11 protein-coding genes and 2 pseudogenes are annotated in these 20477 nt (G+C 40.3%); 6 read left to right on the top strand and 7 right to left on the bottom strand.

Features of this window, described 5'->3' with window-relative positions; genetic code table 11:
* Window positions 1-167: 167 nt before the first annotated feature.
* The 4 genes and pseudogenes from ftsH to secG all read left to right on the top strand — a co-directional run.
* Window positions 168-2072: pseudogene (gene ftsH / locus MXE38_RS02775) on the top strand (ATP-dependent zinc metalloprotease FtsH); the annotation flags it as partial.
* A 507-nt stretch (window positions 2073-2579) separates the two neighbouring features.
* On the top strand, window positions 2580-3452 hold the full coding sequence (locus MXE38_RS02770; RefSeq protein WP_246911062.1) for a dihydropteroate synthase: 873 nt from the start codon (window positions 2580-2582) through the stop codon (window positions 3450-3452).
* A gap of 536 nt (window positions 3453-3988) precedes the next feature.
* On the top strand, window positions 3989-5326 hold the full coding sequence (glmM, locus tag MXE38_RS02765; RefSeq protein ID WP_246911093.1) for a phosphoglucosamine mutase: 1338 nt from the start codon (window positions 3989-3991) through the stop codon (window positions 5324-5326).
* A 380-nt stretch (window positions 5327-5706) separates the two neighbouring features.
* A pseudogene (gene secG / locus MXE38_RS02760) lies at window positions 5707-5925 on the top strand (preprotein translocase subunit SecG); the annotation flags it as partial.
* Between the two features lie 472 nt (window positions 5926-6397).
* Here the strand turns inward: secG and MXE38_RS02755 are convergent.
* Together MXE38_RS02755 and MXE38_RS02750 are read right to left on the bottom strand one after the other, a co-directional pair.
* Complete coding sequence (locus MXE38_RS02755) at window positions 6398-7003, bottom strand: 5-formyltetrahydrofolate cyclo-ligase (RefSeq protein WP_246911059.1); 606 nt, start codon at window positions 7001-7003, stop codon at window positions 6398-6400.
* 403 nt (window positions 7004-7406) lie between these two features.
* Window positions 7407-7757 carry a cell division protein ZapA gene (locus MXE38_RS02750; RefSeq protein ID WP_246911058.1) on the bottom strand — a complete coding sequence of 117 codons (351 nt, stop codon included), beginning with the start codon at window positions 7755-7757 and terminating at the stop codon, window positions 7407-7409.
* A gap of 641 nt (window positions 7758-8398) precedes the next feature.
* Between MXE38_RS02750 and rluB the strand changes: the two genes are divergently transcribed.
* Complete coding sequence (gene rluB / locus MXE38_RS02745) at window positions 8399-9739, top strand: 23S rRNA pseudouridine(2605) synthase RluB (protein ID WP_246911056.1); 1341 nt, start codon at window positions 8399-8401, stop codon at window positions 9737-9739.
* Window positions 9740-10057: 318 nt separating this feature from the next.
* Window positions 10058-11818 carry a transporter associated domain-containing protein gene (locus MXE38_RS02740; protein WP_246911054.1) on the top strand — a complete coding sequence of 587 codons (1761 nt, stop codon included), beginning with the start codon at window positions 10058-10060 and terminating at the stop codon, window positions 11816-11818.
* Window positions 11819-11988: 170 nt separating this feature from the next.
* Here MXE38_RS02740 and MXE38_RS02735 read toward each other — a convergent pair whose 3' ends face one another.
* The 5 genes from MXE38_RS02735 to MXE38_RS02715 all read right to left on the bottom strand — a co-directional run bounded on the left by MXE38_RS02735 (window position 11989) and on the right by MXE38_RS02715 (window position 20334).
* The gene (locus tag MXE38_RS02735; RefSeq protein WP_246911051.1) at window positions 11989-14820 is read right to left on the bottom strand and encodes a DNA methyltransferase; all 2832 of its coding nucleotides are present in this window, start codon (window positions 14818-14820) and stop codon (window positions 11989-11991) included.
* 585 nt (window positions 14821-15405) lie between these two features.
* Complete coding sequence (gene uxaC, locus MXE38_RS02730; protein WP_246911046.1) at window positions 15406-16815, bottom strand: glucuronate isomerase; 1410 nt, start codon at window positions 16813-16815, stop codon at window positions 15406-15408.
* Between the two features lie 239 nt (window positions 16816-17054).
* A complete protein-coding gene (locus tag MXE38_RS02725) occupies window positions 17055-18368 on the bottom strand; it encodes a TRAP transporter large permease (protein ID WP_246911044.1) in 1314 nt (437 codons plus the stop codon).
* A 15-nt stretch (window positions 18369-18383) separates the two neighbouring features.
* Window positions 18384-18896: a TRAP transporter small permease gene (locus MXE38_RS02720; RefSeq protein ID WP_246911036.1), complete on the bottom strand. Its 513-nt coding sequence runs from the start codon at window positions 18894-18896 to the stop codon at window positions 18384-18386.
* 439 nt (window positions 18897-19335) lie between these two features.
* Window positions 19336-20334 (bottom strand): TRAP transporter substrate-binding protein, encoded by a 999-nt coding sequence (locus tag MXE38_RS02715; protein ID WP_246911027.1) that lies wholly within the window; start codon window positions 20332-20334, stop codon window positions 19336-19338.
* Window positions 20335-20477: the final 143 nt, after the last annotated feature.

The raw sequence follows: 20477 nt of genomic DNA, 5'->3' as shown, positions 1-20477 counted from the left end.
TAATAACTTTTGTCACTAAAATAGAGCAATCAAGAAAATTAGCTAAGTTTATACAAAGCTTTTTTAGCTATAATTTCAAGGTTATTCAGAATTTTTTAACAAGAGTGATCTATTAGGTAATGCTTGTACTTAAGCATGTCCTGATAAGAGCGCAAAATGAGGAAGGAATGGCAAAAAACTTAATATTATGGCTAGTAATAGCGATTATTTTAATGTCGCTGTTTGAGTCATTTAATAGCTCTGATAACAATGGTCGTAGCATTGACTACACCAGCTTTGTAGCTTCAGTGCAAAATGACCAAGTTCAAGAGGTTATTTTTGATGGTGCAGTGATTAACGGCTCCAAGCGCAATGGCGAGCAGTTTACTACTGTGATGCCAATCCACGATAGCGCCCTTTTAGATACCTTGTTAAATCACAATGTACGCACCTCTGGCACCCGTCCTGAGGAGCCAAGCTTATTAACCTCCATTTTTGTCTCTTGGATGCCAATGATTATCTTGATTGGCGTATGGATTTTCTTCATGCGTCAAATGCAAGGTGGTTCAAAGGGTAATCCTTTATCTTTTGGTAAGAGCAAAGCTAAGCTTTTATCCGAAAACCAAGTTAAGACCACCTTTGCTGATGTGGCTGGCTGTGATGAGGCAAAAGAGGACGTAGTAGAGTTAGTAGACTTCTTACGTGATCCATCTAAGTATCAAAAGCTTGGTGGTCGTATTCCTCGTGGTGTCTTAATGGTAGGCCCTCCAGGTACTGGTAAGACCTTATTAGCTCGTGCTATTGCTGGTGAGGCTAAGGTTCCATTCTTCTCCATCTCTGGTTCTGACTTTGTGGAAATGTTCGTTGGTGTGGGTGCATCACGTGTACGTGATATGTTCGCTCAGGCTAAGAAGAACGCTCCATGTATCGTGTTTATTGACGAAATCGATGCTGTAGGCCGTAAAAGAGGCGTAGGCATGGGTGGTGGTCACGATGAGCGTGAGCAGACCTTAAACCAGTTATTGGTTGAAATGGATGGCTTTGAGGGCTTCGAGGCAGTAATTGTAATTGCTGCAACTAACCGTCCTGATGTTTTAGATCCAGCTTTATTACGTCCAGGTCGTTTTGACCGTCAAGTTACTGTAGGTTTACCTGATGTTCGTGGCCGTGAGCAAATCTTAAAGGTACATATGAAGAAAGTACCTTTAGCTGAGGATGTTAATGCTGCGCTATTAGCTCGTGGTACTCCTGGTTTCTCTGGTGCAGAGCTTGCTAACTTAGTTAATGAGGCTGCCTTATCAGCTGCTCGTGCTAACAAGCGTACTGTAAGTATGCTTGAGTTTGAGCAAGCTAAAGATAAGTTATTAATGGGTGCTGAGCGTCGTAGCTTAATTATGAACGATCATGAAAAGGCTAATACTGCTTATCACGAAGCTGGTCACGCTATTGTGGGTAAGTTAGTGCCTGATCATGACCCTGTTTATAAGGTTTCCATTATCCCAAGAGGTCGTGCTTTAGGTGTAACTTCTTACCTCCCAGAGCAAGATCGCTACAGCCAATCAAAGCAATATTTACTTTCTCGTATTAGTGCCTTATTTGCAGGCCGTATTGCTGAGGAGTTGGCTTTTGGTGAGGATGCCGTAACCACTGGTGCCTCTAATGATATTGAGCGTGCTACTGATATTGCCCGTCGCATGGTAACCCGTTGGGGCTTCTCTAAGCGCCTACCACCAATGCAGTTTGATCAAGACCAAGATCAATCTCAATACTTAGGTGGTGGTCATGTAGCTACTCTGCCAGTTTCAGACAAGACTACTTTAATTATTGATGAGGAAGTAAGCTCTATCATTAATTACTGCTACGATCGTGCTAAGACCATGCTCACTGAGAATAGAGATATTCTTGAGGCCATGAAAGATGCACTATTAAAGTATGAAACTATTGATGCTGCCCAAATCGATGATCTTATGAATCGTCGCCCATGCCGTGCACCATCAGAGGGTAATAGCTCATCAGGCTCCCATGGCCAGTCCCAGTCTCAAGGCTCTAATGGTTCTGACAGCTCCAATAGCAACTCAAGCTCCGAGCAGGCCAAGCCACAGCAGAGCCAAAATAGCTCTGCCAATGAGCAAGAGACTAAGGCTTCTGCCGATAAAGCAGCCCAGGCGACCCAAGCTGCTCCTGAGACAGCAGCTCCTGCTGCTGAGGGCGCAGACGCTAAGGCTCAAGAGCCTGAACAGGCTCAGGCTCCAGCTTCCGAGCAAGCAAAGGATGCTCCTGCTCAGGACAATGCCAGTGAGCAGAATAAGGGTTGGCCATTTAATACTCCAAGTGGCAACAAAGTTGATGATAAGAATGAAAAGAAATAATTAGCTTTTGTTCTTATGAAAAAAGGCCTAGTAGAAAATACTAGGCCTTTTTTCTTTTGGGCAGCTGCAAATTATGGCAAGCACTTTAAAAGTGCTTAGATATGTAAAATTTGAGCGCTCTCGCAACTGTAGGAGCTTTTTGCACCTAAATAGGTATTTATATTCTAGGATAGAGTAGTATTATTACTAAGTCTAGCTAATGCTAATAGTCAGGGTTTCAGGGGGATGATCGTGCGTTTACATCTAAAAGATTCTACCATTGAGCTATCAAGCACCATGATTATGGGAAATATCGACCTTAATACTGATGCTCCTCTGTCATTAGATGATATTTATGATATTGCTGAAGACTACAAGGAGTCTGGTGCTACTTTTTTAGAGTTCAGTGTTAATAAGTACGAGCAAAGGGATTGTTCTGTTGATGGGCAATTAGATATGTTGTGCGCTGCTATTGAAGCTGTAAATGATTGTGAGCTTATAGTTGGCGTTTATACCTCTAATCCTGAGATCATGACCAAAGTAGCTCAATGCGGTGCGCAATTTATTGTTGACCCTAATGCTTTACGAGCTCCAGGAGCTATTGAGGCTATATCATCAACAGGCTTAGCTGTATGCATGCTTTATGACCAACAATGCTCATTTAAAGAAGAGGATGATAGCGATCCTTGCGCTGCAGTATCTGAGTTTTTCTATGAGCGCTTAGATGCTTGCATGAATGCTGGTATTGACCGTCAAAAGATCATTTTAGAGCCTATGATTGGTGTTCATACCTCAGTTGAGTATCGTTTAAAAATCTTTGGTCGCCTTAAGACTTTTGTAAGCTTTGGTCTGCCACTTAGCTGCTCTTTACCTCGCTTAGTAGCTAATGAGAGCGAAAGTAATCCTAATGAACAAAATATGTCCATTGTCACGACAGTAGCTTTATTTGCCGAGCAACAAGGCATACGTATTATTCGTACTAAGCAAGTCTATGACATTGCCGTAGCCATTAATAGCTGGCATGCCCTTCATCAAAGTGCACGACCATTTAAGCTAACTCGTGCCATAGGTGCAAAGCTAAAAAATTTAGCTCAGGGCAAGCGTAAAGGAAATGCTAACAAATAGACTAATTGATTGTCATTAATACTAAAAAAGGCCTACAAAATTAAGTTTGTAGGCTTTTTTATGGTCAAAATTCACACCGCACCTCCCCATCATCCCCATCATCCCCACCTTAAGAAAAATAAGCCACTTGCCAAAGCAGGCCTCTGGCCAAAATAAGCAGCTAGTAAAACTAGGCAAATAGCCAACTTAGGCGCACTTTCTTAACATTCACATCTGGCATCCTTAATATCCTAGAGTATCCAATGCTATTGCATACTATATTAGTGACTACCTTAGTATTAAAGGTAGGGACAGGTGTTCTGGGGAGCTAGAGCATACTTTAACAAGATCGAAGCAGTAGATAACTTAGAGCTGGGATTGGAGCTAATAGACTTTATTAGATAATTGCGTTTTGTATGGTGTACAATTTTAGGCTATAAAAATTTATAGTGTGTGTTGCTTAGCTTTTAGCTAAGAGATAACAAGCAGTGCTTTTGAAAAAGAAAGTTTGTTGGTACAAGCATGAAATAAGCAGAGGATTAGTGATGCAAAGTTCAATTAAGCGTAAATACTTTGGTACAGATGGTGTACGTGGTCGTGTTGGTCAATTTCCTATTACTCCAGATTTTGTTATGAAATTGGGCATGGCTGCTGGCAAAGTATTGCTTAAAAATGATCAAGGCCGAGTAATTATTGGAAAGGATACTCGTCTTTCTGGCTATATGCTTGAGGCTGCACTTGAGGCTGGTTTTAGTGCCTCTGGTGTGTCTACAGTATTATTAGGCCCTATGCCTACTCCTGCTGTTTCTTATTTAACCAAAGCTTTTAGAGCTGATTTAGGCGTAGTAATTTCAGCATCGCATAATCCTTTTTATGACAATGGCATTAAGTTTTTCTCCAGCGAAGGCACTAAGCTACCTGATGAGGTAGAGGCTGCTATCGAGGAGGCTTTAGAGCATGAGCTTGCTATGGCTGAGCCTGCCTTTTTTGGCCGTGCTTATCGCCAAAGCGATGCCCCAGGACGCTATGTAGAGTTTTGTAAGTCTACCTTTGACACTCATATGAGCTTAGATGGTCTAAATATCGTTTTGGACTGCGCTAATGGTGCTACTTATCATGTAGCTCCTTTAGTATTTAAAGAGTTAGGTGCTAACGTAACTTGTATGGGCGTATCACCTAATGGCATCAATATTAATGATGGTGTTGGTTCTACTCACGTTGATAGCTTAGCTGAAAAAGTATTAGCTAATAATGCAGATTTAGGTATTGCTTTTGATGGTGACGGTGATCGTGTCATTATGGTGGATAAGCAGGGCCGTATTTTAGACGGTGATGCTTTACTTTATATCATTGCCCTAGACCGTAAATTACGCAATCGCATGAGCGGAGGTGTGGTAGGTACTCAAATGTCTAATTTAGGCTTTGAGCTAGCTTTGCAAAGACTAGGTGTAGACTTTGTTCGTAGCGCCGTTGGTGACCGTTATGTAATGGAAGAGCTATTAAAGCGTGATTGGCGCTTAGGTGGCGAAAACAGCGGTCATATTATTTGTCTAGACTATACCTCAACAGGTGATGGTATTATTTCTGCTCTACAGGTATTAAAGGCTTGTATCCGTCATAACAAGAGCTTAGAGGAGCTTACTCAAGATTTAGTAATGTTCCCTCAGGAGCTAATTAATATTCGTCTATCTACCGCTTTTGATGCTTTAAATGATGAGAAGGTTAAAGCTGAGGTTAAGGCAGTAGAAGAAATTTTACAAGGCAAGGGTCGTGTCTTATTACGTAAGAGCGGTACTGAGCCTCTTATCCGTGTCATGGTTGAGGGTGAGGATAGCTCTGTGGTTCATAATATGGCAGTACGTATTGCTGATTGTATTAGAGCTCAAACTGAATAGTTAATTACTGTGCTTTAACAGCAAAAGGCCTAGCTAAAATAGCTAGGCTTTTTTAATGAAATGGCTTTACTGCCATCAATATCTTAAAAAAGGTAATTTATCTATTCTTTGCACTTTGATTTATTGCTTATTAAAGCTTATTATATAAGATTCGCAAAACTGCTATTGTAATTTAATTACGCCTTTTGTGTGGGGACTAGTTTAAGAGCAATAGCGGTTTTGTTCGATAATCTAAGCTGTGTAGGGCTCAAAATAAGGCATGTTTGCTTTTTATTGGCAAGATAAATTTGTTCTAAAAGTGCTTTAGGTCTTGATAATTGCGGCTTTGATAGGTATTATTGCACAGCTAAAATTATCCATTTTATCTTTATGGTTTTGCTATGTACGAGATTGTAATTGTATTACTACTTTTAGTATCCATTGCTATTGTTGCTTTAATCTTAGTTCAACAAGGTAAGGGTGCTGGCATGGGCGCTTCTTTTGGTGCAGGCGCTTCTAATACCGTATTCGGTGCTGCTGGTTCAGGTAACTTCTTAACCCGCTCTACCTGGATTTTAGCTCTTGTATTCTTTGGCCTTTGTTTATTAATTGGCTACTTACAAAAGCAAGACACCAACAAAGCAGGTGACTTTACTAATATTGGTGAGGCTGCTCAAGTTGAAGAGAGCCCAGCTGATGTTCCTTCTTTAGGCGGTGATGTTCCTTTATTACCACCAACTGATACTGAAGTACCAACTTTAGAGTCTACTGATGTTCCAGCTATGGAGAGCACTGACGCTCCAGCTGTAGAGAACACTGATACTGTAGCTGCTGAGAATGCTCAGGCTGAAGATAATGCATCAGCTGAGGCTCAAGAAGGTGAGAGCGTTGTTAATGACGACACCGTAGCTACTGACGAGGAAGTTAAAGAGGCCGTAGAAAGCTCTAATAATGAAGAGCCAGAGGCTGAGGCTGAGGCAACTGACGCTCAGTAAAAAATTCTTTTTGTTAGCTAAATGTACGTAGCTAAAAGCCAACGCAGCTAACTAAAAAACTCATGAAAAAGGAGCCTTAGGGCTCCTTTTTTCGTGTCTAATATTTTTTAGAAAAAATATAGTGTTTAGTTGGCGTAATGATTTCGTCTAAAGGCATATCCCAATGCTGACCTTTTAATTCTGGGATCAACTGAAAATCATAGGCTAAACCTAAGATTAAACAATTGGCAGATACCTTTTTGAGCATACGATCGTAATAACCTCCACCCATGCCTAGGCGATCGCCTTTGTCATTAAAGCCTACTAAAGGCACTAAGATTACTTCTAAGCAGTCTGGTCTTACATAATGATTTTCATCTTTAATCGGCTCTAAGATTTTAAAGTTATTAAGGACTAATTGCTTTTCGTCATCATAACTATAAAAATCCATAATGCCTTTTAATTCAGGATTAATAATAGGCAGGCATATTTGGTGGGATTGAGCCTTTAATCTCTGATTGATAGCTATAGTATCAATCTCTCCAGAAAAGCTCATATAAGAGGCAATAGTTCTAGGTGCATTTAAGAAAGGATGGCTCATTAAGCTATCAAGTACTTTCTCAGAGCTAGTTAAGACTTCTTGTTGGTCTAAAGCCTTTCTTTGTGCACGAATTTCATTTCTTTTTTGCTTACGCCACTCTTTATACTCGCAATTGCCCGCCATAAACTTCAACCTAAAGAAAATAAAACTAAGTAAAAACAGATACTGCTATCTTACCAAAGCTTCCCCCAGTTCGCCCTAGCTTGCGCTAGTGCGCCTCTCCCTTGCGCCTGGCACGGCCAGGCCTGCGCCAGCACGTCCTGCCCTGCGTGCGCCTGTGACGCTAGCTTACGCCAGGCACAGCCTGGCCTGCATCAGGCACGGACTATCTTGCGCCTATGGCACTCCCTTGCGCCAGCTTGCCTTAGTTAGGCAGGCTTTGGCAAGAGCAAGATAGGGTAAAAGTTAAGAGGTAGTAAGGTACTTTGCTAAGACGACTATTTTTAACTGATGATGGCTCTTATAGGCCATCATATAAATGATATCAGCTTAAAGTAAAATTATAAGAGGAAAGACAAGATAGATCTTAAGAGTCAATGTTATTAAGATTACGCTTGATTCTGTGGATCAAGTTTAAAGCTTGTTCTTGGAAAGGAGTAGAGGTATCTAAGTAGCGCTGTAGTTGACTTTGGCTTTCAATGGCCGCAAGTAATGAGGCCTGCTGAGGAGTCAAGCTTGGATTGTCACGTAAGATCTTAGCAGTGATTTCTTGGATCTTGCCAACAGCACGCTGTAAAGAGTCAGCTTGGCTTTTATGGCAGCGCAAGTTAAAACTTTCACCTAGCAAAGAAACTGTTACTATCTTGATCTCATCTTTATCCATAATAATGCCACTAAAGAACTGCAACCTATCAGCGGATGTGTTTAATGGCAGCATCCTACTTATTTGTATGACTAAGATGGTGTTGCTCGAAGTCTAGCTGATGCTAGTTAAACACGTTAAAAACTAGAACTACTAAGCACTTGATTAAGAAAAGCAATTAGGCCTTCAAGAGCTGTAGTGAAAAGTAAGTGAACCTTATAGCGCTGATATTTCCCATAAAAAAGGAAATCAGGCGTTAAAACTCTGTATTGTACTGATTTTAGCTATTCTTGGCTAGCTTAATCATGAAGCAACATTATTAAGCTCACAACATATTTTATCATTTGGCTTTCATCATTAATTATTGTTGTTCACCAAGGCGCTATTTATGGGACTGGCAGGATATTTTTTTGTTAAAAACCGCTTTTCAATGTATGGCTGTGGCATAATGGAGATTTAATTGCCATTTCTTTTACTAAGCAAGAAACACATTAATTTGTTTAGTATCTTTATGCACCACCAAGCTTAGGTAAGTTTCAACCTAAGATTCTAACAGGAGCTTAAGATCGCTCCTATGATTAATTAAAGCTTTATAAGGTGAGTGGACACTCTTTATTCTATTAGAAGGTCAATAAGAGTGAGCGCTATAGATAAATAGCGTAGTAATTTTCTAATGGCATGATGCAAGCTCAATTTTCAAGAAGGGATTCTTTAAGATGCAGAAAAAGGCAGGAATGGGTCGCAATAAGGTAACACATGCAAAAGATAGCGCACGCAAGTGGCGTGATGCTTCTAGTGCTAAAAAAGGCAAAGACCCTCGCCAATCATCAGCTAACTCACGTTTTGCTCGTAGCTCTGATACTAAAGGCTCATTAGGCTATGCTGAGAAAAAGACTAAGGAGCGTGCCGAAGCTGCTAAGCGTCACGAAAAGGCTAAGATTGCAGCAGCAATTAATGGTACTGATGATGAGCGTGTAAGTGGAGTTAAACTCCATAAACTTCTTGCTAATGCAGGTATTGGTTCTCGTCGTTCTTTAGAATCTTTGATCGAAGAGGGCTTGGTTGAGGTTAATGGTAAGGTAGTCAACTTAGGCTTCCGTACTGATGATGAAAACATCACCGTTAAAATTAATGGCAAGATTGTGTACTCTCCAAAGAGCCGCAAGCTTGAGAATCGCTGCTTGATGTATTACAAGCCAGAAGGTGAAATTTCATCATTATCTGACCCACAAAATCGTCCTACTGTTTTTGACCACTTACCTCGTTTAGATATTGGTAAATGGATTAATGTAGGCCGTCTAGATTTAAATACTTCTGGCTTATTGTTATTTACTACCGATGGTGACTTAGCTCATGCTCTGATGCACCCTCGTTATGGCATTGAACGTGTATATGCTGTACGTGTTTATGGTGATGTAAGTGAGGAGCAATTAGAGCAATTACGTAATGGTGTGCTCTTAGAAGATGGTATTGGTAAGTTCGATGCCATTGAGTATCGTGGTGGTGATAATAGAAACCATTGGTTCCATGTTTCTTTACGTGAAGGTCGTAACCGTGAGGTACGCCGCTTGTGGGAAGCTGTTGGTTTACAGGTAAGCCGCTTGATTCGTATTTCCTATGCTGGATTTGATTTAGATCCACGTATGAAGTCTGGTCAGTATCGTGAGTTAACCTTAGCTGAGGTTAACCAATTGCGCTCTAAGGCCCAGTTACGTGCCTTAAAACCTGAGGAGTATGCTACTACTCCATTACGAGTCAGCGCTAGCTTAAATAAGCAGCGTAAGAACGTTTCTGCTCGTCCTAAAGATCGTGATGAGAGCCAAGAGCAAACTACTGTTGCTACTGCTAAGTTAAATCCTAAAGTGGGCAATAGCTATGGCCGTGCTGCTTTTAAAGAAAAGAAGGCTTTTAAGCTTTCTTATAGCTCTAAAGGTCGTGATGATAAGTCATCACGTGGTGGCAAGGGCTCAGCTAAGGGTTCCCAATCTAAGGGCTCCTCTGCTAAGCCTATGAGCAAGGGCCGCAAGGTTGAGTTTGGAGCTCGACCAAAGCGCTAGTAATAATTTTATTTTGATTTGTTTGCATAAAGGGCCATTAGGCCCTTTTTGTGCAATTATTTAGAGCATTTTGCTAACTTGTTAAGTGCATCTAATACTTTGCTAATTTTCAGCTCATTTTAGCTTGCTATGCTAGATATGCTTATTAGCAATTTTGGTAAGATAATTAATCTTACATAAGGTGGCAAAGAGCTTTTGATTCTTTGCTGAAAATTAAATTAAATTTTGGAATCTGTTCACTAAGTTTAGAGCTGGTATTGCTGTTTAATTTAAACTCTAATGCCATATACCTAAACTTTCTTATTAAGGTAAATATTTATGGACCCTACGGCAGTGCATCAAGTCATGTTCGATATGGCTTGGGTGTCTGATCCTACCGCATGGCTTGGTCTTTTGACCTTGGTCGTAATCGAAATTGTTCTTGGTATTGATAACCTAGTCTTCATTGCCATTCTTACTGCCAAACTACCTGAAAAGCAAAGAGATATGGCCCGCTATATTGGTTTAGCTGGAGCCTTGGGCATTCGTCTGGTAATGCTTGCCTGTATCTCGTTGATTGTGAACATGATTGAGCCTTTATTTTATATTGGCTCTAAGGGTATTACAGGTAGAGATATCATCCTGCTTATAGGTGGTGTCTTCTTGCTCTACAAGGCTGTACATGAATTGCACTCTAAGCTCGAGGGCTTTGATGAGGAGCTTAGCGTATCTAAAGCTGCTGGCTCAGCCATGTACTTAGTAATCTTACAGATTATGGTCTTGGACGCTGTTTTCTCTCTAGATTCTATTATCACAGCTGTGGGCATGGTTGATCATGTATTTATCATGATGTTTGCCGTAATTATTGCTATGTCAATAATGACCATGGCTTCACGCTTTATCACTGAGTTTGTATCCCATCACCCAACCTTAGTTATTCTGTGCTTAGGCTTCTTATTGCTCATTGGCTTTAGCTTAATTGTTGAAGCTTTAGGCTTCCATGTACCTAAGGGTTATTTATACGCTGCTATTGGCTTCTCCATTTTGATGGAAATCTTTAATCAAATCGCTCGTAAAAATACTCTTAAGCTTGGTGATGGCAACGGTAAGATTGCAATGCAAAGCCGTGAGATTGCCGCTAACTTAGTATTACGCTTATTAGGTTCTAATCAGAACCAAGTACATACTTTAAAAGAGGCTATTGTTTCTCGTACTGGTTCTGAGGTGTTTAACAACACTGAAAAAGAAATGGTCTCTCGTGTATTGCAGATTAGCTCTTTACCTATTAGAGCGGTTATGACCTCTCGTACTGATGTTAATTGCGTTGATATCTCTGACAATATTGATGAGATTATTGAAAGCTTAAAGACTATGCCAAGCTCTCGTTTGGTGGCTTATAAAGACAACCAAAGAGAAGTGCCATTAGGTTACTTAAAGCGTGATGAAATCTTAGCTACTAAGCTCTATATGGATAGTGGCGTAGTGGTACTCTCCAGTCGACAAAATACCACTCCAGAGGCTAAAGAAGCAGCTAACGCTTTAGCTCAAAGTATGGATAGAACCAATAGCGAAGCTTTATTAGAAAGTAAGATTCGTGAGCCTTTATATCTTCCTGAGACTGTATCAGTTACTAAGGCTTTAGAAGAGTTTAGAAAGTCTAAGAAAAATTTTGCTTTTGTTTTCGATGAGTTCGGTAACTTTGAAGGTATCGTAACCTTACATGACATCATGGAAGAGATTGCGGGCGAATTGCCAGATCAAACTGAGGTACCAGAGTTAGTTCGTATGAGCCCTGGTGTCTTTAAGATTGATGGTGGTGCTATTTTAAAGGACGTATCACGCTTAACTGGCTTTACCGTTCCAACCTCAGATACATACCATACTATTGCTGGCTTTATTCTTGATTACTTACAAAGAATGCCACAAGCTGGTGAGGTAATTGCTCTTACTAAGTGGAAGCTGGAAATCTTAAAGGTAGAGGAAAACACTATTGAGTCCGTTATGCTGACCAATATTGCCAAGGCCAAAGAAAACGAAAAATCTCTAGCCAAGTCCTCAAATACCACTCCTGCCAGCGCTAACCCTCCATCCCAAAGTTAGCGCCCCACCCAAGCGTAAGCTTACGCTTGCTTAAGCTAAAAAAGGCTCAGCCCCAACAGGCTGAGCCTTTTGTCGTTTTATGGCCCAAGCTAAGCTCGTACGGCTTCTTCAAGCATATTTAAAGGAGCTACCTAAGAGCACGATTGCCCAAACCATCAAAAGTATTGGTCTTAATCCTTAGCTTTGCGAGTACGCTTGGCTTTCTGTGGCTTTTCTTTAGCCACATCCTGCTCTTTCTTGATTAAGGCCTCATACATCTCAAAGAGCTTAGCAACAATATCAGACTCACTAAAGTCCTTAGTTGGGAAGCCATAGGCCTCCAATACAGCCTTATCATTAGCCAGGTGAGCCTTACGAAGCTCAATAGGCATTACAGTATCATCATACAAGTCAGCTAAAGATGAATCAGGATAAAGAGCACGGGCATCCAAAATACCTTGCGCAGTCTTTTCAATCTTAGCCTTTTGCCCCTCAGTAGGCTCTGGCCAAGGGAAATTGTTGTACACAACTTTTCCACTATAGCGATAACTATTTCCAAACCGACCACATACAGTTTTAATCCATGCTAAGTGCAATGAAGAAGTTAAAATACCAAAATGGTAAATAGTTCCTTTAGGAATTATTTGAACTAAATCACTACATAACACATCAGGTGAAAGAAATCCCATAGGAATCCATAACCTACTTTCAGGTGTTAATTTTGGAATAAGGATATAGTCATCTTTCGGCATGTTTTCAACATGGAACCTAGTCGGTTTTTCTGCTATCTTGCGTGTACTTTCACTCGTACTTTGTAATCTAAAATTACGAACAGAATTAACTCGCTCTAAGCATAGTGGCATTTTACGTAATTGAGCAGGAGAGCACTCTCCTAACCAAAGACAATATCTTGGTTTATTATTAATAAACTCTTGCGTACCATACCAAGGTTTAAAAAATTCTTGAGATAATGGCTCTTTTGCAACAAAATCATCCATTTCTTCTTTAGAAAAAAGATAATTGCCATCATCAATGGGCTTATTGCCTATACCTATTCTTGGAACATTGCATAAAGGTTTATTGGTGCTTTCTACAAAGGTGTCACTAGCATCAATTAGGTAAGCATTAATATGCTTTACCTCATTAACAACTCCTTGATCAAAAATAAACTTGTTTGCCTTTGCAGCCTCATCATCACTAAAGCCAACAATAATACAATGTACATGAGCTTTTATGTTTGCTTCACTATCCCATTGGAATGTTCTATGAGCAAAATTTATGCATAGACCAGAGGTCATTAATGGTTGCCATAAATTAGCTACTGATTCTCCTTGGCAAATAGAGTTGGTTGATACAAGGGCAGCCTGAATTGAGGTGCCTTTTATTAGGTCAAAGGTCTTTTTATACCAACCAGAGACATAGTCTAAATTTCCTGCATTTTTCCAGTATTTACCAAAAAGATTTAAAAGATCTTGCTTTTGCTCTTTTGACATAACTCTGGCACCCAAAAATGGAGGGTTGCCAATGATGTAGTTAAGCTCGGAAGGGGCAATGACTTGCGCCCAATCTAAGTGTAGGGCATTACCTTCTACAATGTGCGAGTAGTTTTTGAGAGGCAAAAAGTCGAGATCTCTTTGTACGATTTTCTCGGTTTCAGCCATCATTTGAGACTCAGCAATCCATAGGGCTGTTTTAGCAACAGTAACAGCAAAGTCGTTGATTTCAATGCCATAGAATTGGTGAATGCCTACTTTAATAGGATTGCTAAAGTCACCCAGCATGGCTTTAAAGTCAAACTCTTCTTTAATAGCCTCGTTTTCTAAGCGTCTTAAAGATAGGTAGGTTTCGGTTAGGAAGTTACCAGAGCCACAAGCAGGATCAAGGAATCTTAATCTGGCTAGTTTCTCTCTAAACTCAGATAGCTTTTGCTTACGAGGGCGAGTAGCTTTGGTATTGAGAATGGTCTTAAACTCGTCTTTGAGGTCATTCAAAAATAAAGGATCAATAACCTTGTGAATATTCTCAATAGAGGTATAGTGCATGCCTCCTTGTCTACGAGTTTCAGGGTTTAAGGTACTCTCAAAAATAGCACCAAAGATAGTTGGAGAAATTTCACTCCAGTCAAAATCATCACTGGCCTTACTTAATAAGGTGGTCTTAAGATCCTCTGTAAAATTAGGAATCTCAATGTTCTCATTAGCAAAGAGACCACCATTTACATATGGGAAGGAAGATAACTCAGCCTCCATATAAGGATCACGCTTATCATAAGGAGTATTGAGCACTCTAAACAACTCAATTAAGCTTTTACGAATTTTTGATGACTCAATAGGCGCTAAGTAGTCATGGAACATATTAGGCTTGCCAAAGATACCTGCATCTTCGGCATACATACAGAACACTATGCGAACACATAAAACATTTAAGCTTTTGAGAGTTTCTGGAGACTCAGGATTAATGTACTCTTTTAAGAGACTGTCGTAGATTAATCCCACTAAGTCGCCTGCTTTAACCGAGACCTCAAGCTCTTTTTTGATCTTGGCATTATGATCGTCAACTAAAAACTGTAGACGCTTATAATCTTTAGCAAGGTCTTTAAGTAAGATTTCCTCTGGCTCACCACTAGGGTTTTCCATGTCATACACTAAAAATGACTTGAAGTTGCTAACCACAACCCATCTTGGTCTTTTAGAGTAAGGAAGTTCACTGGCATAGCGCTTTGCTTGCTGATATGGAGTAAGAGAAGAGCCATCACTTTGCTTAATAGGTTTAAGCAAATCTTTATCCAGACTCTTTTGCTCAATAAGAACATGAGTCTTATCGATAAAGCCATCAATAAAACTAGTGTTAGATAGCTTAACTTGGTTTTCAAAGGAGATAAATTGGGCGGCGTGTTCAATACCAAAAACATTGGTAAGCAAGTCTAGCCAAAAAGGTTGAGACTCTCCTTTTTCGTATCCTTTGCCTTCCCAATTAGCTGCAAACTCAGCAGCGGCAGCCTTTTGTTGTTTGTCTGTAAGCATAAGAATGAATCTTCCTAAATCCTTTAGGCTTATTTAACAGTAAGAGCTTAATCAACAAACGCTCATAAGATAAATAAGTCGAAATTATGCCAGCTAAAGGTTAAAGCTAGAAACTACTAGCTACAGAATTATGATAGCAAATCTATACATAGATATCTTAGTTTAAGTTTAATTTTTCCGCCTAAATCACTAAATAGGCTAGCAGATAAGTAAGAGGTTAAGATGTATCTTTTGAGCTGCTGGGGGGTGTATTGAATTTATAAAGGCACATTAGCTTTGCAGTGTGGTAGCTGGTGCGGGCGCAGAAGAAGCTTAAGCGTAAGCAGGAGCTGGAGTAGGTCGGCGCTTGATTGAGCTGGCGCTGGAGTGGGATGGGAATGAAAAAAGCCTACTACGGTTAGGTGGTAGTAGGCTTTAGGAGATGTTTTTTTTGGTTGGGCCCAGAGCTGCTTTAAGTAGGGACTCTTAACTAAACAAGTGATGAGATAGGGCTATTGTCTATCTTGTGTGTGCTTTGCTTTTAGGGTGTGGCTAAAAGTACTTGTTAATAGTTGGTGTGCTTAGTATCTCTGGGCTCATAGCATGCTATTTAACGTTGAAGTTGAAATAGCGATTGGTGTTGTTAAAGGAAATATCTTCAACAATCTGGCCTAAGAACTCCATATCCTTTGGATACATGCCCTTTTCAACGAGGTTGCCGATTAAGTTACACATAATACGACGGAAGTACTCATGGCGGGTATAAGATAAGAAGCTACGTGAGTCAGTAAGCATACCAACAAAGTTGCCTAATACAGAGAGGTTAGCAAGAGAGGTCATTTGGTCAACCATGCCCTGATAGGTGTCATTAAACCACCATGCAGAACCTTGCTGAATCTTACCTTGAGCCTCTGGGCCTTGGAAAGAACCAATAGCAGTAGCAATAGCGGCATTATCAGATGGGTTTAAGGAGTACCAAATCATCTTAGGTAAGGCATCAGCCTCATTTAAAGCATTCATAAGAGCAGAGATGCCACGAGCACAAGCACGGTTATCAACGCAATCAAAGCCAGTGTCAGCGCCTAAGATCTTAAACATCTTGGTGTTAGGATCACGAATAGCACCATAGTGCATTTGCATTACCCAACCATACTTAGCATAACCCTTAGCTAAGTGAATTAAGATCATGGACTTATAAGCTTCAATCTCGTCTTCAGTTAAGCACTCGTTATTTAAGCCCTTTTGGAAGATCTGCTCTAAAACGCCTTGATCAACAATGCGGCAGTAAGCATAATCAACACCGTGATCAGATGCCTTACAACCCATTTGATTAAAGAACTCCATACGCTCATCTAAAGCAGCAAAGAACTCTTCACAGGTCTTGATAGTGCGATTGGTAAGCTTAGCAATGTGCTCTACATAGTCCTTAAAGCCATCATTTTCAATCTTCATGGCCTTATCAGGACGCCATGCTGGAACGACTTCACAAGAGCAAGGATTTTGGGCAATCTTTTGGTGCCACTCTAAGCTATCACCTGGATCATCAGTGGTAGCTACCAGCTTAACATTAGAACGCTTGATAATGCCTTGTACACGGAAGTCCTCTTGAGCAAGCTTAGCGTTACACTCTTCCCAAATTTCTTTGCAGGTCTTCTCGCTTAAGGTCTTGGTAATGCCAAAATAGCGCTGTAACTCAAGGTGAGTCCAGTGGTAAAGTGGGTTGCCAATGGCACGTGGTAAAGTCTTAGCAAATTGTTCAAACTTCTCGTAATCAGAGCTTTCCTTGCCAGTAATTAAGCTCTCTGGAACACCATTAGAGCGGATCATACGCCACTTATAGTGATCGCCACCTAACCATGCCTCAGTAATGTTCTTAAACTGGTGGTTAAGAGCGATTTGTGCTGGGTTGATGTGACAGTGATAGTCAATAATTGGCATCTTAGCAGCGTGATCGTGGAATAATTCTTTGGCAGTTTCTGTTTCTAATAAGAAATCCTGATCCATAAAAGCTTTCATAAAAGTTCCCTGTCTGTAACGTTAACTAAAAGTTAAGGCTCTTAGTCGTTAAAAATAACTTGTTATGACCTTGGCAAACTCAGACACACACAGATTTTGTCAACTAGTTTGCTTTTCTTAGTAAGTATTGGAAAGGTTTTTTGTTTAGCACTAAGGTTAATTTTAGTGCTCTATGTTTAAGAGCCAGTCACTGGCTTTTGTTAACTTGTGACTGGCCGTTAGGGATAGTTAAAAGGGTACTACTTTAAAGTTGCCTCATAACCTGCAAGCTCTGGAATAAAGCTTGAAACAGTTGGGAAGTAAGTACAAATTAAAAGTACAGCGATAATTACAAAGTAGTAAGGTAGTAATGGCTTAATTACCTTCTCAATAGTGGTCTTAGCAACCTTAACACCTACGAAGAGAATGTTACCTACTGGAGGGGTAATGGTACCGATACATAAGTTGTAAACAATCACGATACCGAACTCTACAGGGGATAAACCACACTGCATAGCAATAGGTAAGAAGATAGGGGTGAAAATTAAGATTGCTGGGGTAGTATCAAGGAAGGTACCAACAAACAATAAGAAAATGTTAATAATAAGTAAGATAACAATCTTATTGGAAGAAATACCATTTAAAAGCTCGCCTACTGCTGCTGGGATATTTACGAAAGAAATAACCCAAGACATGATAGAAGATACACCAATCAAGAGCACGATAATGCCAGTCATGGCAGCTGAATCAGCATAGATCTTCTTTAAATCAGCCCAAGTAATAGATCTGTAGAGTACAGAAAGAATTAAAGAGTAAACTACAGCTACTACAGCACCCTCAGTTGCAGTGAATGCACCAGCAACAATACCACCGATTACGATAGCAATTAAGAGTAAGGATGGTAAAGCTTCGATAGTAATCTTAGTAGCTAAAGCTAAGGTAATCTTCTGGCTATCGCCCTTGTAACCTAAACGCTTGGCAGCAATAAAGCCAACAATCATACAGCCTAAGCCCCATAAGATACCTGGAACGTAGCCAGCTAAGAACAATGCAGCTACGGAAGTACCGCCAGATACTAAGGAGTAGGTAATTAAAACGTTTGAAGGTGGAATTAAAAGACCAGTTGGTGCTGAGGCAATATTGATAACGGCCATGTAATTCTTAGAATAGCCTTCCTTTTCAGCGATAGGGCCAATAATGGTACCCATAGCAGAGGCAGCAGCTACACCAGAACCAGAGATAGCACCGAACATCATATTAGCCATGGTGTTGGTATGAGCAAAGGAGCCAGGAACCTTACCTACTAATAAACGTGCAAAGTTCATTAGACGTATAGCAATTCCTCCTCGGTTCATAATATTACCTGCAAGGATGAAGAATGGAATTGCAATTAAGGTGAATACGGAAATACCAGAGAATGTTCTTTGAGCGCCAGTTTGCAACATCATATTAAAATCAAGAGCTGCAGCACCTGCACATACAGAGGAAATGGCAATGGAAATACAAATTGGTACGCCCAAGACTAATAGGGCAACCAAGACTAATGCCATAGTTAGGCCAACGGTAATTGTCATAGTGATGCTCTCCTATTACTGCTCTTCAGTCTCAACGCCATAAGAGGCAAGATCTGGATCTTTGAGCTTCTTAACCATGTCTGCAAAATTTAAAATGCCGTAAACAAGGATAATCACGCCAGATAAAGGCAATACAGCATACATAAGACCCATGTTTACACCTAAAGAGGCAGTAAGCTGAGACATGTTTTGTGCTGCCATTACATAACCACCGTAGATTAATAAGAGAACAGCAGTGATAATTACCAATATCTCGGAGAACATGTCTAAATAGACACGCTTAGCACCTGTAAACTTGCTATATACGAAAGCCATACAGAGGTGGCCACGCTGACCAAATACGTAAGAGGCTGACAAAATAGATAGCCAAGTAAAGCTATAGGTGATTAACTCTTCAGAAATGGTAGATGGAGAGTTAAAGAAATAACGGGTAATAATCTGATAAGAGCCAATGACAGTCATCATCATAAATAAGAAGACGCAGAATGACATAATGGACTTATCGAGTACTTTGCGCAGAGCCTGCATAAGAGATCTCCTCTTAGTGAGCACATACTGACCTTACTATCTTTCATATTAAAGACTAATTGCCATAGTAATTAATAAGCTCCATAAAGATAGTAAAACTTCAAACACTCAAACTTAAACAACACAACACCAATAATTAGTAAAAACTGATAAATAAGCCCTAGAAGTTAATAATTTTTTTTGATTTTGCTAATTTTGAGCTGCACTAAAGTTAGGCCTACGAAAATTCGTAACCTATAGTTAAAATCAGAATTAGAAAAATCAGAAAATAAGATTAGGCAGGGGCCGATTGCTATTAGTTGTTACTATTTAATTGTTGCAAGTCTACTTTTAAGGTAGCCAAATAAGATGATTAATATTTGGCTACCGAATGCTAGCTTTCCAAGCTCGGCTAAAACCTATTAAGAAGCTAGCTTATTAAGCTTAAAGCTTAAAAATACTACTTGGCAGCAGCAGCGTTAGCAGCAGATGCCTCGTCATATAACTTCTTGAGGTCTGGAGTTTCGCCTAAGATCTGCTCGTGTAAAGGTAAGACTTTGTTACGGAACTCGTTAACATCAACCTCAATGAATTGAACGCCCATCTCTTGAGCCTTAGCCTTGGCCTTAGCAATAGAGTCGTGCCATGCAGCAAACTCAGCCTTTTGAGCAGCCTGAGCGGCCTCGTCAAAGACCTTGCGCTCGTCTGCACTTAACTTGGTTAAGAATGCATTAGAGGCTACTAACATGTCAGGGCACATCTGGTGCATATCGTAAGAGAAGAACTTGGTAATTTCACCGTGCTTCTGGTCAGTTAAAGCAAGCTCATTGTTCTCAGCGCCATCGATAACTGATTGTTGTAAAGCGGAGTAAACTTCACCGAAGCTCATTGGGGTAGCAGCAGCGCCGAAAGCTTGCATCATAGCTACGTTTACAGGGCCAGCTTGTACACGGAACTTCTTACCTTTTAAGTCAGCTACGCTCTTAATTGGGGTCTTAGAGTAGAAGTTACGAGTACCAGCAGTAAAGGCGGCAACAGGCTCGAAACCAGTCTTAGCGCTGTTAACACTTAATTGCTCTAAGATAGCTGGATCAGTAATGAACTTCTCGAAAGCAGATTCGGAGGTGAATAAATATGGGATGGAGAAAATAGCGTATAACTTGTCGAAAGACTCAATGTTAGCTGTGGATACTACTAAGTACTGAACAGAGCCTTGCTTAATTAACTCTAGAACCTTTTCGTTAGCGCCTAAAGTTGCATTAGGGAAAATTTGAACCTCAAACTTATCGCCTAACTTGCTCTCAACAACTTGCTTAAATGCTAAAGCACCTAAGTGGTCTGGATGGGTCTCAATCTGAGAGTGAGAAAGACGGATTACTTGCTTGGACTCGCCACCACAGCCAGTCATTAAAAGAGAAGCAACAGCAATTGCAAGAGCAGAACCAATGATCTTCTTCATACTTAAACTACATCCTCTGATAAGCAGGCTTACACAGCCTGACTAACTAAATAGCACTTGATTTTAGTTGAGTCACGCTTAGCAAAAGGATGTTTCCTCCATTATTTCAAAACAACTTATTGATATTCTTAGAATAACAATAC

Source organism: Anaerobiospirillum sp. NML120448 (genome assembly GCF_023050945.1).
In the GTDB taxonomy this organism is placed as follows: Bacteria; Pseudomonadota; Gammaproteobacteria; order Enterobacterales; family Succinivibrionaceae; genus Anaerobiospirillum.
The sequence above is the reverse complement of the archived record's forward strand: the minus strand, read 5'-3'. Positions and strand labels throughout refer to the sequence as shown.

Excerpts from the sequence above, each read along its gene's own strand:
- MXE38_RS02755 (WP_246911059.1), bottom strand. The coding sequence starts at position 7,003 with ATGGCGGGCAATTGCGAGTATAAAGAGTGGCGTAAGCAAAAAAGAAAT.
- MXE38_RS02750 (WP_246911058.1), bottom strand. The coding sequence starts at position 7,757 with ATGCTGCCATTAAACACATCCGCTGATAGGTTGCAGTTCTTTAGTGGC.
- rluB (WP_246911056.1), top strand. The coding sequence starts at position 8,399 with ATGCAGAAAAAGGCAGGAATGGGTCGCAATAAGGTAACACATGCAAAA.
- MXE38_RS02740 (WP_246911054.1), top strand. The coding sequence starts at position 10,058 with ATGGACCCTACGGCAGTGCATCAAGTCATGTTCGATATGGCTTGGGTG.
- MXE38_RS02735 (WP_246911051.1), bottom strand. The coding sequence starts at position 14,820 with ATGCTTACAGACAAACAACAAAAGGCTGCCGCTGCTGAGTTTGCAGCT.
- uxaC (WP_246911046.1), bottom strand. The coding sequence starts at position 16,815 with ATGAAAGCTTTTATGGATCAGGATTTCTTATTAGAAACAGAAACTGCC.
- MXE38_RS02725 (WP_246911044.1), bottom strand. The coding sequence starts at position 18,368 with ATGACAATTACCGTTGGCCTAACTATGGCATTAGTCTTGGTTGCCCTA.
- MXE38_RS02720 (WP_246911036.1), bottom strand. The coding sequence starts at position 18,896 with ATGCAGGCTCTGCGCAAAGTACTCGATAAGTCCATTATGTCATTCTGC.
- MXE38_RS02715 (WP_246911027.1), bottom strand. The coding sequence starts at position 20,334 with ATGAAGAAGATCATTGGTTCTGCTCTTGCAATTGCTGTTGCTTCTCTT.